Below are 23,624 nucleotides of genomic sequence, written 5' to 3' on the forward strand. Positions count from 1 at the left end.
CGGCAGCCCGGTCCCGCCGGCCCGGTCCGGGTCAGCGCCGGCGCGTGCCGTGCGTCACGCCAGCACCACCCGGCCGTAGCGGCTGCTCACGCTGGCGGTCAGGGCGGCCCGCTCGCCGGGGAACACCTTCATCTCCACGCCCAGCGCGCGCAGCGCCACCCGCACCGCCTCCGGTTCCGGGTGGGTGCCGGTCAGCTCGATCAGCGGCACCACGGGCAGCGGCCGGTTCGTCGGGTGCGGGGTGGCGCCCCAGTCGATGAGGAACGGCACCAGGTCGCCGCGGTTCAGGCCGCGGCTGGTCACCTGCCACTCCAGCAGCTCACCGTCGGCGGTGCGGCGGGACATCCGCTGCACCGGCCCCGGGTCGAAGCCGTGCTCCCGGGCACGGGCCGCCCAGTCCTCGATGCCCTTCACCCGCACCGCCCAGGCCACCAGCCGGGGCCGGTCCAGGGTGTCGATGCCGAACGGCCGCGGCTGGTCCAGCTCGCACTGCTCCGGGTCCGGTCCGATGATCTCCAGGTAGGCCCGACCGCCCAGGCTGACCAGGTGGCTGACCGTGCCCCGGCCCACGTGCCGGCCGCCGACCACCGGCCGAACCCCGGTCCGGCGCTGGAAGTCGGCGACCGCGCCGGCGAGGTCGGGGCAGGCCAGGACGAGGTGATCGAGCACGACGCCTCCTACCACGATCCCGCCGGCCCGCCGGGGCACGGGCCGCGGGCGTCAACGGTAGCCAAGGGCGGGACGGGCGCCGGGAACCCGCTCTCATTCGTCCGAAGTGGACGACCCGTCGCCGGACGTGGTGTACGCCCGGTCGCGCAGCGAGAAGTGTGCCTCCGCCCGGATGCGCTCCACCGCGTGCGGGTAGTGCAGCTCGAACGCGGGTCGCTCGGAGCGGATCCGGGGCAGTTCGGTGAAGTTGTGCCGGGGCGGCGGGCAGGAGGTCGCCCACTCCAGCGAGTTGCCGAACCCCCACGGGTCGTCCACCTCGGCCGGTTCGCCGTAGCGGTAGCTGCGCAGCACGTTCCAGATGAACGGGATCGTCGAGGCGCCCAGCACGAACGCGCTGACCGTGGAGATGGTGTTCAGCGTGGTGAACCCGTCCGAGGGCAGGTAGTCCGCGTACCGGCGCGGCATGCCCATCGCCCCCAGCCAGTGCTGCACCAGGAACGTGCCCTGGAAGCCGAGGAACGTGGTCCAGAAGTGCAGCTTGCCCAGCGGCTCATCCAGCATCCGGCCGGTCATCTTCGGGAACCAGAAGTAGATCCCGCCGTAGGTGGCGAACACGATCGTGCCGAACAGCACGTAGTGGAAGTGCGCCACCACGAAGTACGTGTCGGTGACGTGGAAGTCCAGCGGCGGCGAGGCGAGCAGGATTCCGGTGAGGCCACCGAGCAGGAAGGTCACCAGGAAGCCGACCGCGAACAGCATCGGCGTCTCGAAGGTGAGCTGGCCCCGCCACATCGTGCCGATCCAGTTGAAGAACTTGATGCCGGTCGGTACCGCGATGAGAAAGGTCATGATCGAGAAGAACGGCAGCAGCACCGCGCCGGTGGCGAACATGTGGTGCGCCCACACCGCCATGGACAGCGCAGCGATCGAGCACGTGGCGAAGACCATGCCCTTGTAGCCGAACAGCGGCTTGCGGCTGAACACCGGCACGATTTCGGTGATGATCCCGAAGAACGGCAGCGCCACGATGTAGACCTCGGGGTGCCCGAAGAACCAGAACAGGTGCTGCCACATGATCGCGCCGCCGTTGGCCGGGTTGTACACCTGCGCGCCGAGCACCCGATCGGCCAGCAGCGCGGCCAGCGCCGAGGTCAGGATCGGGAATGCCAGGAGCACCATGATCGATGTGATCAGGATGTTCCAGGTGAAGATCGGCATCCGGAACATGGTCATGCCGGGTGCGCGCAGGCAGACCACCGTGGTGATCATGTTGACGCCGCCGAGGATGGTGCCCAGGCCGGCGACGATCAGGCCGGTGATCCACAGGTTGCCGGCGAGCCCCGGCGAGTGCATGGCGTCCGACAGCGGGGTGTAGGCGGTCCAGCCGAAGTCCGGTGCCCCGCCCGGGGTGACGAAGGACGACATCACGATCAGCCCGCCGAACAGGAACAGCCAGTAGGAGAACGCGTTCAGCCGGGGAAACGCCACGTCAGGTGCACCGATCTGGAGCGGCAGCACCACGTTGGCGAAGCCGAACAGGATCGGCGTCGCGTACAGCAGCAGCATGATGGTGCCGTGCATGGTGAACAGCTGGTTGTACTGCTCCTGGGACAGGAACTGCAGCCCCGGCCGCGCCAGTTCGGCGCGCATCAACATGGCCATCAACCCGCCGGCCATGAAGAACGCGAACGAGGTCGTCAGGTAGAGAATCCCGATCTGCTTCGGGTCGGTGGTGCGCACCCAGCCGAGAAAGGCCGAGCCCTTCGACCGTCGCCGTGCGACGTTTTCGTGGACCACGACGGGCGTGGGCGATACCGCGGTCATCGCCGTTCCCCGGATTCCGGGCCGCGGCGCGCGCCACGGTCGCCGTGGATGCCGCGAACTGACACGCTCATGGACACTCCCGACGCGCATGTCGACCAACTTCGACGGGCGGCGCATCGCGGCTGTATGCCGTGGTGACGTCGTCTTTCGTCAGCCCATGCTGCCTCGCCCACGGCCGGCTGGCAATTCGTTCCCGGTGGTCGTCGCGGTTTGACGCGGACCCGGCAATGGGTACTAGCGGAGGAGCCAGGGGCAAGGTGTTCGACCCGCGCAACCCGGAGGGAGCGGAACGCGATGGGCGCCGACGACAAGATGCGCAACAAGGGTCAGGAGATCCGCGGCCGCGCCAAGAAGGCCACCGGCGACGCCACCGGCAACGAGCAGTGGCAGGCCGAGGGCCGCGTGGAGCAGTTCAAGAGCAACCTGAAGCAGGCCGCGGAGAAGGTGAAGGACGCCTTCCGGAACCGGTCCTGACCCGCGTCGCGGACCCGGGCGGCCGCAGCGCACCACGACCCGGCGGCCCGGGTGTACGCGAGGTGGGCGGGCATGTTAGTGGTATGTGGCCATGCCGGCTGTCATTCGCGGGGGAACCGGGCACCGCGCCGCGGTGTAGACGCTAAGGACGGAGCGCAGATGACGGGCCAGGTCGACACGGTTCCCGCCGAACCATCCGAGCCACCGCAGATCATGCTGGGCGGGCGGTACCGGCTGGGCGCGCCGCTGGGCGCCGGCGGGATGGCCGTAGTGCACCGGGGCCTGGACACCCGGCTGCAGCGGGTGGTGGCGATCAAGGTTTTCCGGACCGACGCGGACGGCGCCGGGCAGCGCCGGTTCGACGAGGAGGCCAGGCTGCTGGCCAGCCTCGAACACCCCGGGCTGGTCACCGTGTTCGACGCCGGGATGCAGGACGGCTGCGCGTACCTGGTCATGCAGCTGATCAACGGGCACACGCTGCGGGAGGAAATCGCGCACGGGCCGCTGCCCGCCGTGCGGGTCGCCTTACTGGGCGCGCGCATCGCGGACACGCTGACCCACGTGCACTCCCGGGACGTGGTGCACCGCGACGTCAAACCCTCGAACATCCTGCTGGACGCGGACGGGCGGCCCTACCTCGCCGACTTCGGCATCTCCCTGCTCGCCGGCGGCAACCGGCTCACCTCGTCCAACAAGCTGATCGGCACGGTCGGTTACCTGGCGCCCGAGCAGGTGCGCGGGCAGACCATCGGCCCGGCCGCGGACGTCTACGCGCTCGGCCTGGTGCTGCTGGAATGCCTCACCGGCCGGCCCGAGTACGTCGGCGGTGATGTCGAGGCGGCGGTGGCCCGGCTGAGCCGGCCACCGCACGTGCCGGACACCGTGCCCGAGGCGCTGGGCCGGCTGCTGCGGGCGATGACCGACGGCCGGCCGGAGCTGCGGCCGGACGCGGCTGGCTGCGCGGAAGCGCTGGCCACCGCCCTGGACGCGCTGTCAAGGGGCACCGGCTACCCGGCGGCTCCGGCCGGTGCGGACGTGCCCACCCGACCCGTCGACCGGTACCCGGCGCGGCCGGTGCGGGACGCCACCAGGACGCTGCCCGCCGACATGGTGCCGGTCGAGGGCACCGAGCCGGCCGCCGAGTTCGGCCGGTCGCACGCGCTGCTGCCGCGCAGCCGCGCCGCCCGCGCCACGCTGGCGGTGCTGGCCGCCGGCCTGCTCGGCGGCCTCGGCGCGGTGGTCCTCTCCGGCTCCGGGTCGCCGGCACCGCCGGCGGCGAACCAGTCGGCGCCGCCGGACACCGGCCAACCCGCCCAGCCCAGTACCATGCCGCCGCCCCCGGTGACCAGCGCACCGTCGCCGGTCGTTGACCAGCACCCGGCCAACCCGGGCGGGAAGCGTCACGGCGGGCACGGCAAGCGGGGCGGCTGAGCGCGGTTCGGCGCGGGTTAACAGCAGGCCCAGCCGCCGCGCCCGGGCCACCGCGCTGCGCCGGTTGGTCACGTCCAGCTTCCGGTACAGCGAGCGCAGGTGGGACTTGACCGTGTTCACCGATAGGTACATCTGCGCCGCGATCTCCTCGTTGACCATCAGCGACGGCAGGTAGCGCAGTACCGCGAGTTCGCTGTTGGTCAGCGGTTCCAGCAGCGCCTGCGACGGCCCCGGACGCCCGCCGGCGCGGGCCTCGAAGCGCCGCAGCAGCTTCTCCCGCATCGCGCCGTGCGCGCCCTCCGGGCGCACATGCAGCGTGAGCAGCGCCTGGATGTCCGCGCCGGCGTCAACGAAGACCCGGGTCAGGCCCTCCGGCGCGGCCAGGCCCAGCGCAGCTTCCAGCAGCCGCACCGCCTCGTGGCGGTTGCCCAGCCGGCGGTGCGCCGATGCGGCGACCAGCAGCACGCCGACCGTGGTCAGCGGGTCGCCGTCCGGGCTGGCCGCTTCCACGTGCCGCTGCACCGCGCGCAGCGCCGCCGCCGGATCGTCCCCGGCCAGCCGCACCGTGCCGACCAGCACCGCGTCGTCGGCCGCGTCCGGGGCGGCCGCCTCACCGAGCGCGCGCTCCAGCACCGCGCCGGCGTCCACCGGGTCGCCGGTGGCCAGCAGGGCGCGGGCGTGCAGCAACGTGGCCGCGTGCCGGGGCCAGGCCGCCCGGGCCGGCGGGTGGTGGCGAAGCGCGTCCAACTCGGTGCGCGCGGCGCCCGGCTCGCCCTCGTCGATCAGCAGCCGCGCGCGCACCAGGCCGCTGGCCACCGCGACGACCGGATCGGCCGGCTCGTGGTCGCCGAGCAGGTCGCCCGCGCCGCCGGGCTCGCCGCCTTCCAGTTCGACCACCGCCCGGGCGAGCCGCGCCAGTGTCGCCGCGGCCGGCGCCGCGCGCTCCTCCGCGGCGGTCAGCGTGGCGATCTGGGCCGCGTCGGTGAGCCGGCCGGCGGACGCGGTGCGCAACGCCAGCCAGCCGCGCGCGAGCAGCGTGAGACGGTCGTGCCCGGTGCCCTCCAGCAGCCGCAACGCCTCGGCGAACGCCAGCCGCGCCGGCTCCGGCTCGTCGGCGAGCAGGGTGGCCACCGCCAGGTGGTAGCCGAGCAGGGCCACGCCCCGCCGGTGCGCCGGCAGCATCACCTCCCCGCCGTCGGCGCGGAGCAGTTCCCGGCCGGCCTTGACCACCGTCCGGTCGATCTCGCCGCGCAGGCACCCCTGGCACAGCCGCAGCGCCAGGCAGGACCGTTCCAGCGCGGCCGGGCGCGGCCCCTCCACCGGGGTCCGCTCGGCGAGGTACAGGAACGGTTCCGCGGCCACCGGGTCACCGCCGGCCAGTTGCACCGCGGCGAACACCGCGGCCAGCTCCGGGTCCCCGGTGACCCGTGCTTCCGGAAAGCCGGCGAGCAGGTGCCGGAGGTCGCCGCCACCGGCACCGCTGCCGTCTCCGGCGGCGAACGGCAGCCGCAGCTCGTCCGCGACCAGCAGCCGGGCCGCGTGGTCCCAGTCGGCGCCGGCCACGGCCAGCCGCAGCGCCCCGGCCGTGTCGCCGCGCGCCGCGTGCCAGGCGGCGGTGCGGCGGCGCAGGTCGGCGACCGCCCCGGGCATCTCCCGCCGCAGTTGCGTGCGCAGCGCCTCCCGCAGCATCGGGTGGTACCGGAACCACCCACCCCCGTCGGCGGCGACCAGCGCGTGGTCCCGGACCAACCGGTCGAGCAGCGAACCGGCACCGCCGTTCCCGGTCAGCTCCTCGGCCAGTTCGGCGTGGACCCGGTCGGCCAGGCAGGTGCGCAGCAGCAGCGCGCGCGCCTCGGCCGGTTGCCGGTCGAGCACCTCCTCCCGCAGGTACTCGGCCACGCCCTCGCCGTCCGGCGCGGCCGCGAGCAGCCGCACCCCGGCCAGCCAGCCCGCGGTGCGGGCCAGCACCGCGTCCACCCGCTCCGGCGTCGGCCGCGCGTCCAGCGCGGCGAGCACCGCCTCGGTCTCCTCCCGGGTGCACGCCAGCGTGGCCGCGGTCACCTCACCCACCTCGCCGGACAGCCGCAGCCGGCCCAGCCGCAGCCCAGCGGTGCCGCGCCCGCTGAGCACGACGTGCACCGGGGACGGGCCGTGCCGCAGCAGCCGCTCCAGGCCGCGCAGCACCCGCGGGTCGGCGAGCTCGTGCACGTTGTCCAGCACCAGCAGGGTGGGCCGGGCGAGGTCGTACAGCGCGTCCAGCAGTTCGCGCACCGGGTCGGCGGCCCTGGCCCTCGGCACCGCCGGGCCAGCACCGTTGCCCCCGCCGGCAGCGTCGCCGGCAGCGGCGGCACGGCGCACCGCCGCGCCCAGGCAGGCGAAGAACACGTCGGGGTCGTTGTCCCCGGAGTCGAGGTTCACCCAGGTGACCGGGTACTCGGGTGCGGTGTCCCGCAACCATGAGACCAGCAACGCGGTCTTGCCGCTGCCGGCCGGCCCCACCAGCGTGGTGATCCGCGGCCGGACGGCCGCCGCCAGCGCCGCGTACAGCCGCGGCCGCGGCACGATCGGCCCGGCGAGCCGGGGAACGCTCAGTTTCTCCGCGAGCAGCAGGGGATGCATGGGGCGGTGGGGCTCGTCCCCCTCGGTCCCTCGGCGGGTCCACGTGCCACTGCTCGTCATGGTCATCTGCATGCCCTCGGCTCGACGGTGATGCTCCGTTACCGCAGGTTGTGCGTGTTCGCGCGAGCCCCGGCTGCCCCGGGCACGCGGGAAGCCCCCGGCCCGCGGCCGTCCTCACCGCAACATCCGACCCGAGTCGCGCACTGCGGTCCGTCGTCCCGCGCGGCGCTGGACCTTCGGCCCTAACGCGCCGAAAGTGCCGGCATCTCACCGGATTCCGCTTACCCGCCGGGGATGAGGCGCCTCGGCGTCACCCCGGAGTAGCAGCGGTGCGCACGGGTCGGAGCCGCTCGCGTCAGCCGGGCCGGCCGCGCCGACCCGCGGGTGGGCGGGCACGGCGTACCGTGCGCCGCTGGCCCCCGCGCCCGCGCGGTGTGCCGGCAAGCGGGGCGGCCCCGCGGCCGACCGGCCGGGCCGTCGGGCGCCGTGGCCGCCGCTCCGGCACCCGCTCGGCCTGCCGGCGGGCACCCGGCTGGAACGCCGACACCAGCCGCGCCACCAGGGTGACCAGGAAGATCTGCCCACCCAGGGCCTCCAGCACGGCGACCGCCCTACCCGTGTTGGTGGCCGCCGTGTAGTCGCCGTAGCCGAGCGTGGTCAACGTGGTGAAGCTGAAGTACTGCAACACGGCCGGATCGACCGCCGCGCCGTGCGCGAAGAACGGCCGCGACCCCAGCTCGTCGAGCGCCCCGTACCCGGCGGCGAACATCAGCCCGACGATCAGGTAGGCGCTCAGCGCACCCAGAATGGTCTGCACCGAGACCACCGGGTGGGACAGCACCCTGCGCACGATCACCAGCACGGTGAGCAGCAGCACCAGCGCCACCCAGCTGTCCAGCACGCCGGCGGCGACCCGGCTCTGCGTAGCCAGCGACAGGCTCACCGTGGCCACCGTTCCGGTGAGCGTGGCGAGCACCAGCAGCCGCGTGATCCGGCGGCGGACCAGCGAGGTGCGCAGCGCCAGGTACAGGGTGGCCGTGAAGAACACCAGCCGCAGCACGGCCGCGCCGGTTCCCCCGGAGTAGGCCGACACCAGGAAGCTGAGCACCAGCAGGGCGAGCAGCATCCCGTACCGGTCGGGCCGCCAGCTGGGACAGCGGAGTCGTGCCACGGCTCGCCCGTTCCCCCGTCGCATTCCAGGCAGGATTCCGAACAGGAAGGAGGCGCCCCCGTGACCCCGGTACGGAGGCGCCTCGTGGTCGTGGATCAGCCGGTCCGGCGGGGTGGGCGGCGGTGCGGGCCGCCGTGCCCGGTCACACCGGCTGCCGCCGCTCCGACGGTGTCGCCTGGGTGGGCGTCTCGGCCGGCGTGGTCGCCCGGCCGGGTGGGGCCTCCGCCAGGCTCGGCGGCTGGCCGCCGTACACGGTGAGCCCGAACAGCGCCACCACGTCCACCGCGATGATCAGCAGCGACCAGGCCGGGTAGAACGGCAGGAACACGATCTGCGCGAACATGTTCAGCGCGATCACGGCCACGCCGAACCAGCGGGCGAGCTGGTTGCGGGCCAGCACCCCGAGCCCGGCCGCGATCTGCAGGATGCCCAACCCGAGCAGGCTCCAACCCCAGGCCGGCAGGTTGCCGAACACGTAGGTGTTGTGGACCACCAGGACCGCCGGGCGGAAGATCGCCGAGACGCCGTGCAGGCAGTTGTACGCGCCGAGGACGATCAGCAGCACCGCGCCGAAGACGAGCAGGCCGGACGTCTGCCCGAGCTCGGCCCAGCTGGGCATCTGTGGTGCGCTCCGTGCGGGTCTGGACGTCATGGTGCACCTCCCCGTTGTCCGGACGCGGGTGCGCCCGATCCCGATCCCCTGCAACGCGAACGTCGGAACGCAGCGCTGTCCGGGCTAGTTTGCGCAGGCGTCCCGGCGGCGTCGCATCACCCGCAACGGGTGAGTTGGTGGGTCGCCGCCGGTGCCATGGTCGGCGGTGGGCACCGGCCGCTCGCCCGTGGAAAGGAGCCGACATGCCCTCCGCTCCGATGGACCGGCTACGCGAACGGGTGCGCGGCCAGATGGTGACACCGGCCGACGCCGGGTACGACGAGGCCCGCCGGGTGTACAACGCGATGATCGACCGCCGGCCCGCGGTCGTCGTCCGCTGCGTGGACGCCGCGGACGTGATGGCCGCCGTGGACCACGCCCGCGACCACGGGATGGACCTGTCCGTCCGGGGCGGCTCGCACAGCGTGCCCGGGTTCGGCACCAACGACGGCGGCGTGGTCGTCGACCTCTCCCGCATGCGCGGCGTCCGGGTCGACCCGCTCACCCACACCGCGCGCGCCGAGGGCGGCTGCACCTGGGGCGACTTCGACCACGCCACGCACGCCTTCGGACTGGCCACCACCGGCGGCATCGTGTCCAGCACGGGAATCGGCGGGCTCACCCTCGGCGGCGGCATCGGGTACCTGGCCCGCCGCTTCGGGCTGACCGTGGACAACCTGGAGTCGGTGGACGTGGTCACCGCCGCGGGGCGGCAGGTGGTGGCCAGCGACAAGTCGCACGAGGACCTGTTCTGGGCGGTGCGGGGCGGCGGCGGGAACTTCGGCGTGGTCACCTCGTTCGAGTACCAGCTCCACCCGGTGCGCGACGTCGTGGCGGGCCTGTTCTTCTACCCGGTGGAACGCGCCGGTGACGTGCTCGACTTCTACCGCTCCTACATCGACACCGCGCCGGAGGAGATGGGCGCCTACCCGGCGTTCCACCTCGCCCCGCCGCTGCCGTTCATCCCGCCGGAGGAGCACGGCAGGCCGTTCAGCGTGATCATCGCCTGCTGGTCCGGTCCCGCGGACCGGGCGGAGCGGGCGCTGGAACCGATCCGCCGGGCCGCGCCGATCGTCGCCGAACACGTCGACACGGTGCCCTATCCGGCGATGAACACGCTGTTTGACGAGCTGCTGCCGCCGGGGTTGCAGCACTACTGGAAGACCGCGTTCGCCACCGAGCTGACCGACGGCGCGATCCGGGCCCACCTCGAGTACGGCCCGCGGGTACCCGCGGTCAACACGGCGGTGCACCTGTACCCGATCAACGGCGCCTGCCACCGCGTCCCGTCCGACGCCACCGCGTTCGCCTACCGGGACGCGCGGTTCGCCACGGTGATCGCCGGCATGTGGCCGGACCCGGCCGACAACGCCGCCAACACGGCCTGGGTGCGCGACTACTACCGCGCACTGGAGCCGCACTCGACGGGCGGCGGCTACGTCAACTTCATGGCCGACGACGACCAGGCCCGCGTGCACGACAGCTACCGGGACAACTACGCCCGGCTGGCCGCGGTGAAGCGCGCCTACGACCCGGACAACCTGTTCCACCTCAACCAGAACATCCCGCCCGCGGACTGAGGTCTTTCAGCGGCGCAGGTGCTCCAGCACGGCGGCGACCGGCAGGTCGGTGCGGTCCCGGTCGTCGGACCAGCGTTCCAGCACGGTGGCGGTGGCGTCGGCGAGGTCCGGCGGCAGGCCGGCGGCGTCCAGGGTGTGGGCGATCTCCCGTAGCTCCGGCGCCCACCGCCAGGCTCTGCTGGCCACGCTGGGCAGGAAGTCCCGGTCGCCCAGGATGTACACGGGCATGCGCTGCGCCTCGGCCAGCAGCGCCTCCGTGACGCCGTGGTGGTCGGCGAGCGCGTGCGCCAGCGCGGCCAGCACCCTGCTGGCCTTCTGGAACGACGCGAACGCCATCTTCAGCGCGCTGGCCCGGCCCAGCTCACCGCCCAGCGGCACGGCCTCCACCTGGCTGCCGGTGAACAGTTCCGCCACCGTGGCCACTCCGGCGCCGGGGCCGGACAGGTAGAGCCGCACGGTGCGCTCGGCGGTGGGCGGCGCGCCGATGATCGACCCGTCCATCGCGGCCGCGCCCGCCGCGGACACCACCGCGGCGATTCGGCGCGCGGTGGCCGGGTTGACCGCGTTGGCGTCCACGTACAGGCCGCGGTAGCCGGCGGCGGCGACCCGGCCGGCGACGTCCTCGGCGGCCGCCGGTGGGCAGATGGACAGCACCACGTCCGCGCGGTCCAGCAGCCCGTGCAGATCCGCGGTCGCCTGCAGGTCCGCCCGCAGGGCACGGCGTTGCGTCTCGGTGCCGCGGCCCTCCGGGCACCACAGCACGGTGTGGCCGGCCCGGCGCAGCTCCGCGCCGACCGCGGCGCCCATCTGGCCGGGATGCAGCAGCCCGACGGTGCGCGGTTCGGCCCGCCGGCGTGCTTCCTCCCGCGGAGGCGGCGAAGAGTACCGCCGACGTGCTTCCTCCCGCGGAGGCGGCGAAGAGTACCGCCGACGTGCTTCCTCCCGCGGAGGCGGCGACGGGTACCGCCGGCGTGCTTCCTCCGGCCCACTCATCGGGCTCGCTCCGGCAGCGCGGGCGTCTGCGGGGCGTCGCAGAACGCGGTGATCTCGTCCCGCAGGTCGAGGGCGAGCGCGGCGGAGGAGAACCGTGGGCGCTGCAGCGCGGTGGCAAGCTGGCGCAACCGGCGCACCACGCTGTCCGTGCGGCGCCGCTTGGCCACCGCGAGCACCTCGGGGACCTGCTCCGCGGCGCCCTCCAGGTTCTCCTGGCCGAGCCGGGCCACGGCCAGATCAAGCCGGGCCAGGCTCAGTTCGCCGAGCCGGCGCCGTTCCGGCGGGTCGGCCACGTACAGTTCGATCGCCTCACCGGCCAGCCGCTCCGCGCGGGCCAGGTTGCCCTCGTCGCCCAGCCACAGCCGGGCGGTGGCCGCGTACATCGCCTGCTTGGCCGGGGGAAAGGCGAACATGCCGCCCGGGTCGTCGGCGGCCCGCACCTCCTCCCGGGCCCGCTCGGCACGGGACAGCGCCTCCTCGGTGGCGGCCTCTTCGCGCATCCTGGCGTACGCCCGGGCGGCGATCGCGGCCAGCCGGACCCGGGCGGTACCGCTCTCCGGAACGTACCGCCAGCCGTCCTCGGCCAGCTCCACGGCGTCCCTGGGCCGGTCGTCCCAGTAGGCGATCAGGCTCTGCGTGCCCCGGATCCACGCGCGCAGCGCGTTGTTGCCGGCCAGTTCGGCGCACAGGAACGCGGTGCGGGCCTGGGTCTCCGCGGCCGGCAGCCAGCCGAGGTCGAACGACGCGTTCGCCAGCACCCCGCACACTACGCCGGCGACCACGTGCAGCTCCCGGCTCTGCGCCGGATGCTGCCGGCCCTCCAGCAGTTCGAACGCCCGGTCCCGCAGCTCGCGCAGTTCCACGAACATCGGGTAGACGGGGCGGTTCGGGTAGACGTTGATGATCCGCATGGTGTCCGCGCGGAACTGCTCCAGCGTGTGCGGGCCGACGTTGCTCTGCTCGATGAACTGCCCGAACCGAGCCGACTCGGTCGCGGCCATTGCGACCTCCCTCTCGATCGTTCCCCTCGGGTCCCCTTCGGCGTGGCCACCGGATGTCTCCCGGGCCGGCACGCCACCGCGCTGGTCGGGGGAGGGACCGTGCTGTGCCGGGCCGAACAGAACCTCCGCCGGCTCACCGAACATGTGCTCCAGCACACGGCAGGTGGCCGGGTGCGGTAACCCGCCGAGGCGGCCGCCCATCCACCGGCTCGCATGCCGTTCCGAGACGGTCATCGGCCGGCCACCCACCTCGCGCGAGGCTTCGTGGAAGTCCTCGCAGAACTCTCCGACGGTGCGGCGGCTCTGCCGCACCAGTTGTTCGAGGCGGGTTCGGGGCGCTGGCTGCGATCCGAGCAACGGGTGCACCCCCTTTTTTCAGGGCGTCGGTCGCCGGGGACCTCCGCACCCTACGAAGTAAAGGGCACGTTCCAGCCATATGTCATGCAAACGTCGGACAGGCATTCCGAACTGTCATGCCGGTGTCCGGGGACGTGAGCGCACACTCGATCGCACATCCGTGAGCCGCCGACGGAGGTGGAGTGGTGCCGACCCAGCAGGACGTGATCCAGTGGCAGGTCCAGGACGTGCGATGTCACCGAGGCGGGCGGCTGGTGGTACCGGCGGAGCAGGCGCCGTTCGGGCGGGTGCTGACCTACCGCAGGGCCGCCGGGCAGCGGCCGGCGCCGGGCTGCGCCTCGCTGGTGCGCTCCCGAGGCTGGATCGCGGACCTGGGCCAGTGCGGCTCGGCCGAGCTGCTGCTCGGGCTGGCCACGGTCGCGGCGCTGCGCGAGTTAACCCCGGAGGTGCCGCTGCACTACAGCGGACCGCAGGCGGCGCTGATGCGGCGCTGCGCGCTGCCCATGGAGTCCACCAGGCACGCCTGGGGGCCGCACGTGGTGCGCACCGCGACCCGCGCGCCGGTCCGCTTCCGGGTCGACTCCGCCGAGCCGCCGACCTGGCTGGACGCGGTCGAGCCGGGGATGGTCGAGGTGCATGCCGCGCTGCCGATGCGGCACTACCTGGCCACCGAGCAGACCCTGGGGGAGCGGCTCGCCCGCGACGCGACACCGGCGCCGCTGTTCCCGTCGGCGCACCAGCTGAAGCCAGGGCACGTCGTGCTGGTCACCGTGCCGGGGTGGCCGCGGCGGCTGGACTTCCAGGTGGCCGACTTCGCCGCGGTGGCCGCCGAACTGGCCCGCGCCCGCGGCGCCGCCCGGCACTTCACGGTGATCACCTCGCGGAACGTCACCGGCGCCGAGGCGTTCGACGGGTTGCCGGTCGACGTGCTGTGCGAACCGGACCCGGCGGACTGCGTCGACCTGTTCGCCTCGGCCGAGCTGGTGATCGGCGCCGACGTCGGCCTGACCCAGCTCGCCGCGCTGACCAGCCGCACCGACGGCAGCGGGCCGTGCGTGGTGGGCCTGTACTCGCGGCATGCCCACACCAAGTGGATCACCGGCTCCGACCGGCACCACGCGGTGGCCACCCGGTTCGCGCAGATGCTCGCGCTGGCCGACCGGTCGGCCGACCCGGCCGAGCTGGACGACGCCACCTGGGGCGGCGCCGCCGACCTGCGTAACGTGTCCCGCACGCTGGTGGCCGACTTCGCCGCGGAGTGCGCCGGCTGGTGACCGCCCACCACTCGCTGACGGCCGAGCTGACCACCGCCGGGCGCCCGACGCGCCGCCCGCGGTGGGCGCACCCGAACCGGCCGCCACCCGACCCGCCCCGCGCCGGTTAGCCCACCGCGACCGGGGCATCCCGGACATGTCGGTGCCTCTCCACGGCTTTTCTGGAGGCTGACATGTCCGAGACCGCGACGCGCCAGGTGGTCCTGGAGCCGGCCGCGCAGCGGTTCGCCGAGGCCACCGCCAACCCGCCGTACCCGCCCGACCTCGGACCGCAGCGGGGCCGGGAGGTGATGGATCGGGTCCAGGCCGGCGAGGTCCCCAAGCCGGACGCCGACATCGAGGACCTGACCCTCTCCGGCGGGCCCACCGGTGAACTCACCGTGCGGGTGGTCCGCCCGAAGGGCGCCCGCGGGGTGCTGCCGGTGATCGTTTACATCCACGGCGCGGGATGGGTGTTCGGCAACGCGCACACCCACGACCGGTTGATCCGCGAGCTGGCCACCCGCTCCGGCGCCGCCGTGTTCTTCCCGGAGTACTCCCGCTCGCCGGAGGCGCGTTACCCGGTCGCGCTGGAGGAGTGCTACGGGGCCGCGCAGTGGGTCGCCGAGCACGGCGGGGAGCGCAACCTGGACCCCTCGCGGATCGCGGTCGCCGGGGACAGCATGGGCGGCAACATGGCCACCGTGCTCACCCTGCTGGCCAAGCGGCGCGCCGGGCCGAGATTCGTCCAGCAGGTACTGTTCTACCCGGTCACCGACGCGAACTTCGACACCCCGTCCTACCACCAGTTCGGCGAGGGCTACTTCCTGCGCCGGGACGCGATGCAGTGGTTCTGGGAGCAGTACACCCCCGACCCGGCGCAGCGCACGGAGACCACCGCGTCGCCGCTGCGGGCCAGCCCGGACGAACTGGCCGGGCTACCACCGGCCCTGGTGATCACCGGCGAGGCGGACCCGCTGCGGGACGAGGGCGAGGCGTACGCGAGCAAGCTGCGGCAGGCCGGCGTGCCGGTGATCGCGGTGCGCTATGAGGGCATCATCCACGACTTCGTGATGCTCAACGAGCTGGCCGACACTCAGGCCGCCCGGGCCGCGATCGCGCAGGCCGCGGGTGTCCTGCGGGACGCGCTCTACCGCGCCTGAGACCGTCGTGGTCGAGTTACCGTGCGGTGGTTACCTGCGGCAAGGAGGCGACCGCATGACGACCCGCGACCGTGATCCGGCCGGACGGCCGCGCAACGCGCGGCCCCGGGACGCCGCCGGCAGGCCGCTGCCGCGCGGCGCCCAGGGCATCGACCGGGTGCCCGACGACCTCGTGCTGACCCCGGACGCGACGGTGGACGAGGCCCAGCGGCTGATCGACGGCGGGCTGCCGTTCCAGGCGCACGAGGTGCTGGAGGCGGCGTGGAAGGCCACCGAGGGCGGGGGCCGGGACATGTGGCAGGGCCTGGCCCAGCTCGCCGTCGGCCTGACCCACCTGCAGCGCGGCAACGGCAGGGGCGCGGTCGCGCTGCTCCGCCGCGGCGCCGACCGGATCGAGCCGTACGCCGCCGACCCGCCGCACGCGCTCGACCTCGCCGGCCTGGTCCGGCAGGCCAGGGCGGTGGCCGACCGCGTCGAGCAGGCCGGCCCGGAAGGCGTCCCGGAGCCGGACGCCCGCTTCCGGCTGCGCGGACGCTAGCGCTCGCCGCGCCGCTGGGCGGCCGTGTGACGCGGCCCGCCCGCGTCGCCCTCGACCTCAGGCCGATTGGCGGAACGTCCGGGGCGGTCGGCGAGGTGCTCGGCGGCGTGGCCCGCGACGCGTTCGGCTCGTACCAGCCGGTGTGGCTCGCCGCCGGGGTGCTCTGCGCGGTCGCGGCCTTGCTCGCGCTGCCCGGCGGCGCGCAGCAAGATCGGTGACGGGCGGCCGTTTCCGCGGGCGACCAGGGGCCCTTCCGATGCACCGGGTGCTGGTATAACGCGGATGGAGCATTCCGATCGCGGAATGTGTCGTTGCCCCCGGCCGCTCCGGGGCCTCCGGCGGGCGGGGGCGCTCGGCACGGCGGGACCCGAGGCGTGAGGCGGTGATGATGGTCGGCGTGGACGGCGGGCGTTGGCTGTGCGAACCGATCCGGCCGGACGTGGCTGACCTCTGGCGGCTCGACGAGGTGCGCTACGAGGGCAAGACGCCGTACCAGCGGGTGTTGATCGCCCGCACCCGGCTCGGGGTGACGCTGTTCTGTGACGACAACCCGCAGAGCGCCGAATGCGGTCAACTGGCCTTCCACGAGGCCGAACTGGTGCCCGCGATGCTGCTCGCCGAGCGGGTGCGGCGGGTACTGGTGATCGGCTGCGGGGAGGGCACCGTCTGCCAGATCGCCGCCGAGGCCGGCGCCGAGCACGTCGACCACGTGGACATCGACCCGGACTGCGTGTGGGCATGCGCGCGGCACCTGCCGTACGGCTACGACGAGGACCAGGTCCGCGCCGCCGAGCGGGGCGAGGGACCGATCCGGCTGCACTACGCCGACGGCGGGCAGTTCGTGCTGGACGCGCTGCGTTCCGGCACCCGCTACGATGTCGTCGTGCTGGACCTGCCCGAGGAGCAGGACGGCTCCGAGACCGGGCACAACGCCCTGTACGGCACCCAGTTCCTGGCCTGCTGCCGGGACCTGCTCACCCCCGGCGGCGTGGTCGCCACCCACGTCAGCCGCCCCTACCTCAGCCTGCCCACCGCGGACTCGGTGGGCAGCTTCGTCCGGCCCTGGCGACGGTTCGCCGAGGTGTTCGGTACCCGGGTGTACTTCCGCTCCGACGAGCAGCCGTGGGGCACGATCATGCTCGGCCGTGCCGACACCGTGGCCGATCCGGTGCGGCGCATGATCGACCGGCTGCCCGCGCTGCGCTACCGCCCGGCGACCATCGACGCGCCCATGCTGACCAGCGCGACCCACCTGCCCGCGGTGCTCCGCGGCGGCTGAGCCGGCCGCCGCGACGCGCACCGTGGCGTGCCCGCGGCTCGTCGGGCACGCCACGCCGCGAGCGCTAACCGCCGCCCGGCCCGGGCTGGCCGCTGATCTGCCGGTTCGGGTTCGACGTGGTCGTCCCGGTCGGCGGCTCGGTGGTCGGGCAAGCGAAGACGCCGCAGTCCCGGCTCCGGCTGGTGCGCGTGGTGGTCTCGGTGGTCGTCTCCGTGGCCGTCGTCGACGGCGGGGTCGACTCGGTCGTCGTGGTCGTCGGCGGCACGGTCGTGGTGGTGTGGCCGCTGAAGTTGCTGTCCGTGCCGAGCGGCTGGAACGCCGGGAACTGCTCGACCGGCTTGCCCTTCAGGTAGTTGTTCATGAACAACTGCCAGATGTAGCTGGGCTCCTCGCGGCCGTAGATGTCGTAGTCGTGCGCTTTGCCGATGGTGTTGCGGTAGTTGCCGAAGATGGGCCCCGGCTTGTCCTTGTTGCCGACCCACACGGCCGCGGCGATCTGCGGCGTGTAACCCACCATCCAGGCCGCCATGTTGTGCCCGGTGTCCTGGAACTGCGCGGTACCGGTCTTGGCCGCCACCGGCCGGCTGCCGTCCAGCGGTACCCCGCTGTGGCTGGCCACCTCGATCATGGACTCGGTGACGTTGCGGGCCAGCTTGGCGTTGTGGTCCGGGTCGTTCGGGTCGAACGCCGGCTTCGGCGCCACGTTGGCCTGGTACATCACGTTCCCGCCGCTGTCCACGACCTTGCTGACGAAGTGCGGGGTGGCCTTCATGCCGTTGTTGGCGAACGTGGCGTAGGCGGCGGCCATGTCGAGGGTGCGCACCGGGTACTGGCCCAGCGCGATACCCGCCTCCACGTTGGTGCCCTTTCCGTTGCTGTCCACGGTGATCAGGCTGGGCACCTGGTCGCCGCTGACGTCCCGCATCGTCGGGGCGATACCGGCCTGCAGGGCGGCGTTGCGCACGTTCCCGGTGCCGGCGTCCACGCCCATCCGGTAGAAGACGGTGTTCACCGACTCGGTCATCGCGGTCTTCACCGTGCACAGCTGGCCGCAGGTCTCACCGTCGGAGTTGTGCACGGTGCGGCCGGCGATCTGCTGGTTGTCCGTGCCGTCGTAGAGGGTGTTGAGCCCGATCTGCGGGTTGTTCTCCATCGCCGCGAGGAACACGAACGGCTTGAACGACGAGCCGGGGGGGTGCGGAATGGTGGCCATGTCGTAGTACGACGAGTCGTCCCCGCCGTACCACGCGACGATGCCACCGGTCTTCGGGTCGACCGCGGTCAGCGCGGTGGCCAGGCTCGGCGTCTTGGCGTCCGCTGCCATCACCTTGTGCGCCGCGTCCTCCGCCGCCTTCTCAGCCTTCGGGTCGATCGTGGTGTAGACCTTCGCGCCGTTCACCTGCACCTGGTCCCAGGTGAGGTGCTGGGCGTCCAGTTCGGCCTCGATCTGGCGCTTGATGAACTGCCCGGAGTCGGAGAGCTGGTCCGAGCGGGACGCGTTCTGCGCCACCGGGTTGGGCAGCGTCGCGGACTGGCGCTCCTCCGCGCTGAGCCAGCGGTACTTGACCATCTGGTCCATCACGTAGTTCCACCGCGTCTGCACGTAGTCGCGGTTCTCGGAACGACCCGGGCCCTGGATGAGGCCGGCCAGGTAGGCGGCCTCCTCCGGGCTGAGCTGGCCGACGTCCTTGCCGAAGTACGCCTGGGCGGCCGCCTGGATGCCGTACGCGCCACGGCCAAGGTAGATCGTGTTCAGGTAAGCGGTGATGATGTCGTTCTTGGACTCCTGCTGGCTCATCTTGTAGGCCTTGACCAGCTCCAGGAACTTCCGCGTGATCGTGTGCTGGTCGTTGCCGGTGGCCTGCTTGATGTACTGCTGGGTGATCCCGGAACCACCGCTGGCGCCGCCGGTGGCCTGGATCCACACCGCCCGCACGATCGACTTCATGTCGAAGCCGTGGTTGGACGGATCCTCGAACGTCGCGTCCTCCGCGGCCTCGACGGCGTGCCGCACCTGGTCCGGGATCTGCTCGTACTTGACCAGGACCCGGTTTCCGGTCTTGGGCGTGACCTTGCCCATCTCCGAGCCGTCGGCGTAGTACAGCGTGACGACCTGCTGCTGCTTCGCCGCGACCTCCTGCGGATCGGGGACGGAGACGAACTGGTACGCCACCACGAATCCGATGATCGGGCCGAGGACGCCCACCGCGCCCAGCGCGTAGCAGGTGCGACGCACCCGCCGCCAGATCTTCTTCCGCCGCAGCCGCTGGTCGTCCTCCAGGTAGCCGCCGTCGCCGTCGCCCCCTAACCCGACGCCGTACTCGTGGCTCACCGCATCGGCGTGGGTGAGCAGCGCCGGCTCGGGCCGGTGCCGCGGGTCGATCCTCTCGGTGGGCGGCTCCATGGCGCGGTATCCGGGCGGTGGTCCGCCGGCACCGGGCGCCGGCCGGCGGCCCGGCGGCGAGCCGGGCATGCCAGGCCGCGCACCGGCCGGCGGCCCACCGGGCCCACCGGGCATGCCGTGCGCGCCCGGGCCGCTTCCGCCCGGCCGGGACGGCCCAGGGCCGGCGGGGCCGCCCGGGCGAGGCCCCGGTCCGCCCGGTGCGGACGGGTTAGGTCCGTTCGGGAGGCCGCGCGGCGGCGTGCCCGGTCCGGGCCGCGCGGCACCGGCCGGCGGCACACCCGGGCCACCGGATTGCGGGCCGCCGGGTTGCCGGGGGCCACCGGGCGGGATGCCCGGGCGCTGTGCCGGCCCGCCGGCGGTCCCGCCACCGGCGGGTGTGCTCGCGGGTGGGGTAGCGGGGGAACCCGGAGCGCGGGGACCGGCGGGCGCGCCGCCGGCGACGGGACGGCCGCCCGCCTGGCGCGGGCCGGCGTCCGCGTCGGGCGGCTGGTCACCGTCCGTGGTCGGCCAGAGGGCGGTGCGCTCGCCGGCGGACCGAGCGCCAGCTTCCGACCCTTCGGGACGCGCGCCCTCGGCGATGTCGGGGTCCTCACCCGTTGGCCACCGCGGCTCACCACCGCGGTCTCTGTCGTCGTACCGGTCGTTCACCTGTTGGCCTCCCAGAGCGGCGCACAGCCTGCGGTCGCCGTTCGGCGGACGTGCGCCGCGCGCTGGCGGGCATGCGGCACCCGCGGATGGCGTCCATCGGCCAGCCGCGGCCGCGCAGGCTCCCGCGCTCGCAAGACGTGCGAGGGCACCAAGTGGTTCCCGCGACGGCTCGACCAGATCCGTGATCCGCGCCGCAGACGAGTTCCGCGGGCGGCTCGGGCCGGGCCGGGCAGAGCAACGGTACCCCCGTGGGGTGCCGGCCCGGCGCGATGCGGTCCGATACGGCCGGTACGGGTGCCCAGCGGCGCCAATGTGTCCGTTTTGGCGCGATTGACCCGTTATTGCGTTGGGCCTAGCGTGGCAGCGTGGCTGGGGCCACGACCCCACGGGCGGCTGGCCTGCCCGTGGAGATGACGAGTTTCATCAACCGCCAGGCCGAGGTCGACCGGGCGCGGAGCCTGGTGCGCTCATCGCGGCCGCTGACCCTGACCGGCGCCGGCGGGGTGGGCAAGACCCGGCTGGCGTTGCGGGTGGCCCGGGGGATGGGCCGGTCGTTCCCGGACGGGATGTGGTTCGTCGATCTCGCCCCGCTGCGGAATCCGGCGTTGCTGGCGCACACCGTCGCCCAGACCCTGGAACTGGCCGACCAGGCGGCGCACGATCCGGTGGACGTCCTGGTGAGCTACCTGCGTCCCAGGCGGCTGCTGCTGGTGCTGGACAACTGCGAGCGGGTGCGGTGCCGAAGCATCAGCGAGGAGCGCGGTGACATCTGGGCGCTGTCCTGGGCACTGTGGACCTTGGCGCTGGTCGAGTGGAGCAGGGGCCGGCCGGGCCTGGCGGCCGAGTACGCGCGGCAATGCCTGCGGATCAAGCACGTCTTCCACGATGCGCTGGGCGTGGCCTGCGCCCTGGACATGCTGGCCTGGACGGCCGCGGCCGAGGGGGGCCGACGACCGCGCCACGGTGCCGCTGGGTGCCGCCCAGACCACCTGGCTGACCATCGGGGAACCCCAGGCCGGCGCTCCCGAGCTGGTCGCCTCGCACGAGGCGAGCGAGGCCGCCGTCCGGCGGGCGCTGGGGGACAGGGCGTTCGACGAGGCGTTCAAGCGCGGCATGGACTATGAGGTCGACCAGGCCGTCGACTACGCCCTCGCCCGCTAGCCGAGCCCGGCCCTCGGTCCGTCTCCGGCGTCGCGACCACGGCTGACAGGGGGTTCGAGACAGAGATGGTCGACCCGGCGGGTGGGCACCAGCGCTACCGGCCCCTGCCGCTCGAGCTGAGCAGCTTCGTGGGCCGCCGGTCGGAGGCGCGCGAGGCGAGGAAGGCGCTGAGCAGCGGGCGCCTGCTGACCGTCACCGGGCCCGCCGGGGTCGGCAAGACGCGACTGGCGCTCCACGTCGCCGACCGCCTCCAGCGCACCTTCCCCGACGGGGTCTGCCTGATCGAGCTGGCCGAACTGCGCGACGCGGCGCTGGTGGCCGATGTGGTCGCGGACAGCCTGGGCGTGCGCGGCCCATCCTCCGGCCCCGCCGTCAACGTGGTCATCGGCCACCTGAAGGCCGACCGCGTTCTGCTGGTGCTCGACAACTGCGAGCACCTGGTCGACGCCTGCGCGGACCTCGTCGACGCGCTGCTGCGGTTCTGCCCACGGGTACACGTGCTGGCCACCAGCCGCCAGCCGCTCGGCGTGTACGGCGAGCACATCCTGCGGATCGGGCCGTTGGCGGTGCCCAGCGCGGAGAACGTCCCGGCACCACGGTCGCTGCTGGCCTGCGACGCCGTCCGGCTGTTCGTCGACCGGGCCACCGCCGTGCTGCCCGAGTTCGCCGTCTCGCAGGAGAACAGCGCCGTGCTCGCCCGGTTGCTGCGCAGCCTGGAGGGCGTCCCCCTGGTGATCGAACTGGCCGCGCGGTGGCTGTCCTCGCTGTCGCTGGACCAGATCGAGCAACGCGTGCGCCTACACCGCTACGGGCTGCTGACCACCGGCTCGCGCGTCGACCCGGACCGCCACCGCACCCTGCGGGGGCTCATCGACTGGAGTTACGAACTGTGCACCGAGGCCGAGCGCCTGGTATGGCGGCGCGCGTCGATGTTCTCCGGCGGTTTCGACGCGGCCGCCGCCGAGTACGTCTGCCAGGGCGGCGGACTGGCCGCCGACGACGTACCGGGCGTGCTCACCTCGCTGGTCCACAAGTCGCTGCTGTTCTACGAGCAGGCCGGCGGCACGGTGCGCTACCGGATGCTGGAGACCATCCGCGACTACGGCCAGCACAGCCTCGCCGCCGAGGACGAGCATGGCCGGGTCCGCCACCGGCACCGCGACTACTACGCGCGGCTGGTCCGGCAGTGGGACGCTGAGTGGGTCGACGGCGACCAGGTCGCCTGGGTGGACCGGCTGCGCCGGGACCACGCCAACCTGCGGGCGGCGCTGCACTGCTGCGCCGAGCAGCCGGGCGGGGCCGTCACCGGGTTGCGCATGGCCAGCCTGCTGGACGACTACTGGGGTATCTGCGGCCTGCACACCGAGGCCCGCTACTGGCTCGACACCCTGCTGCGGGTGGCACCCGCGGCCGCGCCCGAACGTGCGAGCGCGCTGCGGACGGCCGGTTGGTTCGCCCTGCTACAGGGCAACGTCGACGTCGCCAACCGGCTGCTGGCCGAGGCCGCCGAGGTGGCCGATCGCGTGGGTGACCGCGTCGAAGCCGCCTACGTCACCCACGCGCGGGGCATGGCCGCCCTGTTCACCGGGCATCACGACACCGCCGTCGGGCTGTTCGGCGAGGCCCTGGCGGGCTTCCGCGCGCTCGACAGCCGGCGAGGCAAGATTTTCGCGCTGTTCAGCCTGGCGCTCGCCCTGGGCTGGCAGGGGGACCACGACCAGGCACTCGCCCTCCTCCAGGAATGCCTGGCCGGCACCGTCGAGGTCGGTCAGACCTTCTGGCGGTCCTACGCGCTGTGGGCGGTCTCCTACGTCGAGGTGCTCCGCGGCGCGCCCGACCGGGCCGAGCACGCCGGCCGGCAGGCGCTGCAGATGCACTGGCAGCTGGACAACAAGCTGGGCTTGGCCTTCTCGATCGACACGATCGCGTGGATCGAGCACCTGCGCGGCGATCCCGCCCGGGCCGCCACCCTGTTCGGAGCGGCCGAGGCCGTCTGGGACCGGATCGGCGCCGCGCCCGGCTACTACCTGCCCTTCGCCGGCCCGCACGACGAGTATCTCCAGCGGACCCGGACCGTGCTCGGTGCCCGGCGCTTCGCCGCCGCCTTCCAACGGGGCCGAGAACTCCCGATTGAGCAGGCGGTCGACTACGCCGTGGCGGCGAGGTCGCCCAAGACACCCACATCCCCGGCTCCGCCGCGCGAGCCGCCGCTGACCCGGAGGGAACGACAGATCGCCGAACTGGTCGCCGCCGGCTTGAACAACAGGGAGATCAGCGATCAGCTGGTGATCTCGCGGCGCACCGCCGAGGCGCACGTCCAGCACATCCTGGTCAAACTGGGATTCACCTCGCGCACCCAGATCGCGGCGTGGATCTCCGCGGGGCCGCCGACCGGCTGACCGGCGGG

The 23,624-nt window shown here is 73.4% G+C and carries 17 protein-coding genes and 1 pseudogene; 10 read left to right on the forward strand and 8 right to left on the reverse strand.

All coding sequences use genetic code 11. From position 1 onward, the window contains the following. Positions 1-54 precede the first annotated feature (54 nt). Together FFT21_RS19445 and ctaD are read right to left on the reverse strand one after the other, a co-directional pair. On the reverse strand, positions 55-669 hold the full coding sequence (locus FFT21_RS19445) for a VOC family protein (protein WP_137815342.1): 615 nt from the start codon (positions 667-669) through the stop codon (positions 55-57). 93 nt (positions 670-762) lie between these two features. Beyond that, a complete protein-coding gene (ctaD, locus tag FFT21_RS19450; protein ID WP_137815343.1) occupies positions 763-2,493 on the reverse strand; it encodes an aa3-type cytochrome oxidase subunit I in 1,731 nt (576 codons plus the stop codon). A 294-nt stretch (positions 2,494-2,787) separates the two neighbouring features. On the opposite strand from ctaD, the gene FFT21_RS19455 reads away from it, so the two are divergent. Then, entirely contained in the window at positions 2,788-2,967 is a 180-nt protein-coding gene (locus tag FFT21_RS19455) for a CsbD family protein (protein WP_137815344.1), read from the forward strand. Positions 2,968-3,126: 159 nt separating this feature from the next. Next, entirely contained in the window at positions 3,127-4,398 is a 1,272-nt protein-coding gene (locus FFT21_RS29865) for a serine/threonine-protein kinase (RefSeq protein ID WP_225978562.1), read from the forward strand. 57 nt (positions 4,399-4,455) lie between these two features. On the opposite strand, the pseudogene FFT21_RS19465 reads toward FFT21_RS29865, so the two are convergent. From FFT21_RS19465 to FFT21_RS19475, 3 genes and pseudogenes are all read right to left on the reverse strand, one after another. Then, positions 4,456-7,089 (reverse strand): annotated as a pseudogene (locus FFT21_RS19465) (helix-turn-helix transcriptional regulator); the annotation flags it as partial. Positions 7,090-7,372: 283 nt separating this feature from the next. Then, positions 7,373-8,188, reverse strand: coding sequence for a potassium channel family protein (locus FFT21_RS19470; RefSeq protein WP_225978563.1), 816 nt, complete (start codon positions 8,186-8,188; stop codon positions 7,373-7,375). Positions 8,189-8,330: 142 nt separating this feature from the next. Then, positions 8,331-8,807 carry a DUF7144 family membrane protein gene (locus tag FFT21_RS19475; RefSeq protein WP_137815347.1) on the reverse strand — a complete coding sequence of 159 codons (477 nt, stop codon included), beginning with the start codon at positions 8,805-8,807 and terminating at the stop codon, positions 8,331-8,333. A gap of 236 nt (positions 8,808-9,043) precedes the next feature. On the opposite strand from FFT21_RS19475, the gene FFT21_RS19480 reads away from it, so the two are divergent. Further along, positions 9,044-10,420, forward strand: coding sequence for an FAD-binding oxidoreductase (locus tag FFT21_RS19480; protein WP_192909639.1), 1,377 nt, complete (start codon positions 9,044-9,046; stop codon positions 10,418-10,420). Between the two features lie 6 nt (positions 10,421-10,426). Here FFT21_RS19480 and FFT21_RS19485 read toward each other — a convergent pair whose 3' ends face one another. Then, a complete protein-coding gene (locus FFT21_RS19485; protein WP_137815348.1) occupies positions 10,427-11,413 on the reverse strand; it encodes an NAD(P)-dependent oxidoreductase in 987 nt (328 codons plus the stop codon). Continuing rightward, positions 11,410-12,780, reverse strand: a complete 1,371-nt coding sequence (locus tag FFT21_RS19490; protein WP_503826168.1) for an NsdA family TPR-like regulatory protein — start codon at positions 12,778-12,780, stop codon at positions 11,410-11,412. Before FFT21_RS19490 ends, FFT21_RS19485 begins: the two co-directional genes overlap by 4 nt. A gap of 176 nt (positions 12,781-12,956) precedes the next feature. Here FFT21_RS19490 and FFT21_RS19495 point away from each other — a divergent pair, with 176 nt between their 5' ends. From FFT21_RS19495 to FFT21_RS19515, 5 genes are all read left to right on the forward strand, one after another. Next, positions 12,957-14,045: a glycosyl transferase family 9 gene (locus FFT21_RS19495; protein WP_137815350.1), complete on the forward strand. Its 1,089-nt coding sequence runs from the start codon at positions 12,957-12,959 to the stop codon at positions 14,043-14,045. Positions 14,046-14,218: 173 nt separating this feature from the next. After that, positions 14,219-15,187 carry an alpha/beta hydrolase gene (locus FFT21_RS19500; RefSeq protein WP_137815351.1) on the forward strand — a complete coding sequence of 323 codons (969 nt, stop codon included), beginning with the start codon at positions 14,219-14,221 and terminating at the stop codon, positions 15,185-15,187. A gap of 55 nt (positions 15,188-15,242) precedes the next feature. Continuing rightward, complete coding sequence (locus FFT21_RS19505; protein ID WP_137815352.1) at positions 15,243-15,725, forward strand: DUF309 domain-containing protein; 483 nt, start codon at positions 15,243-15,245, stop codon at positions 15,723-15,725. Between the two features lie 26 nt (positions 15,726-15,751). Then, complete coding sequence (locus FFT21_RS19510; protein WP_137815353.1) at positions 15,752-15,943, forward strand: hypothetical protein; 192 nt, start codon at positions 15,752-15,754, stop codon at positions 15,941-15,943. 179 nt (positions 15,944-16,122) lie between these two features. After that, on the forward strand, positions 16,123-17,004 hold the full coding sequence (locus FFT21_RS19515; protein ID WP_225978564.1) for a spermine/spermidine synthase domain-containing protein: 882 nt from the start codon (positions 16,123-16,125) through the stop codon (positions 17,002-17,004). A 64-nt stretch (positions 17,005-17,068) separates the two neighbouring features. Here FFT21_RS19515 and FFT21_RS19520 read toward each other — a convergent pair whose 3' ends face one another. Beyond that, complete coding sequence (locus FFT21_RS19520; RefSeq protein ID WP_192909640.1) at positions 17,069-19,408, reverse strand: transglycosylase domain-containing protein; 2,340 nt, start codon at positions 19,406-19,408, stop codon at positions 17,069-17,071. A 1,013-nt stretch (positions 19,409-20,421) separates the two neighbouring features. Between FFT21_RS19520 and FFT21_RS19525 the strand changes: the two genes are divergently transcribed. Both FFT21_RS19525 and FFT21_RS19530 read left to right on the forward strand, forming a co-directional pair. Next, complete coding sequence (locus FFT21_RS19525; protein ID WP_137815356.1) at positions 20,422-21,180, forward strand: NB-ARC domain-containing protein; 759 nt, start codon at positions 20,422-20,424, stop codon at positions 21,178-21,180. 102 nt (positions 21,181-21,282) lie between these two features. Next, the gene (locus FFT21_RS19530; RefSeq protein ID WP_137815357.1) at positions 21,283-23,616 is read left to right on the forward strand and encodes an ATP-binding protein; all 2,334 of its coding nucleotides are present in this window, start codon (positions 21,283-21,285) and stop codon (positions 23,614-23,616) included. The last annotated feature ends 8 nt before the right edge of the window (positions 23,617-23,624 follow it).

It is taken from the genome of Gandjariella thermophila (genome assembly GCF_005405885.1).
Classification (GTDB): Bacteria; Actinomycetota; Actinomycetes; order Mycobacteriales; family Pseudonocardiaceae; genus Gandjariella; species Gandjariella thermophila.

What these genes read in the sequence shown, in the direction of transcription:
- FFT21_RS29865 (WP_225978562.1), top strand. Translation starts at nt 3,127, where the DNA reads ATGACGGGCCAGGTCGACACGGTTCCCGCCGAACCATCCGAGCCACCG.
- FFT21_RS19480 (WP_192909639.1), top strand. Translation starts at nt 9,044, where the DNA reads ATGCCCTCCGCTCCGATGGACCGGCTACGCGAACGGGTGCGCGGCCAG.
- FFT21_RS19475 (WP_137815347.1), bottom strand. Translation starts at nt 8,807, where the DNA reads ATGCCCAGCTGGGCCGAGCTCGGGCAGACGTCCGGCCTGCTCGTCTTC.
- FFT21_RS19530 (WP_137815357.1), top strand. Translation starts at nt 21,283, where the DNA reads ATGGTCGACCCGGCGGGTGGGCACCAGCGCTACCGGCCCCTGCCGCTC.
- ctaD (WP_137815343.1), bottom strand. Translation starts at nt 2,493, where the DNA reads ATGACCGCGGTATCGCCCACGCCCGTCGTGGTCCACGAAAACGTCGCA.
- FFT21_RS19520 (WP_192909640.1), bottom strand. Translation starts at nt 19,408, where the DNA reads ATGGAGCCGCCCACCGAGAGGATCGACCCGCGGCACCGGCCCGAGCCG.
- FFT21_RS19485 (WP_137815348.1), bottom strand. Translation starts at nt 11,413, where the DNA reads ATGAGTGGGCCGGAGGAAGCACGCCGGCGGTACCCGTCGCCGCCTCCG.
- FFT21_RS19455 (WP_137815344.1), top strand. Translation starts at nt 2,788, where the DNA reads ATGGGCGCCGACGACAAGATGCGCAACAAGGGTCAGGAGATCCGCGGC.
- FFT21_RS19500 (WP_137815351.1), top strand. Translation starts at nt 14,219, where the DNA reads ATGTCCGAGACCGCGACGCGCCAGGTGGTCCTGGAGCCGGCCGCGCAG.
- FFT21_RS19505 (WP_137815352.1), top strand. Translation starts at nt 15,243, where the DNA reads ATGACGACCCGCGACCGTGATCCGGCCGGACGGCCGCGCAACGCGCGG.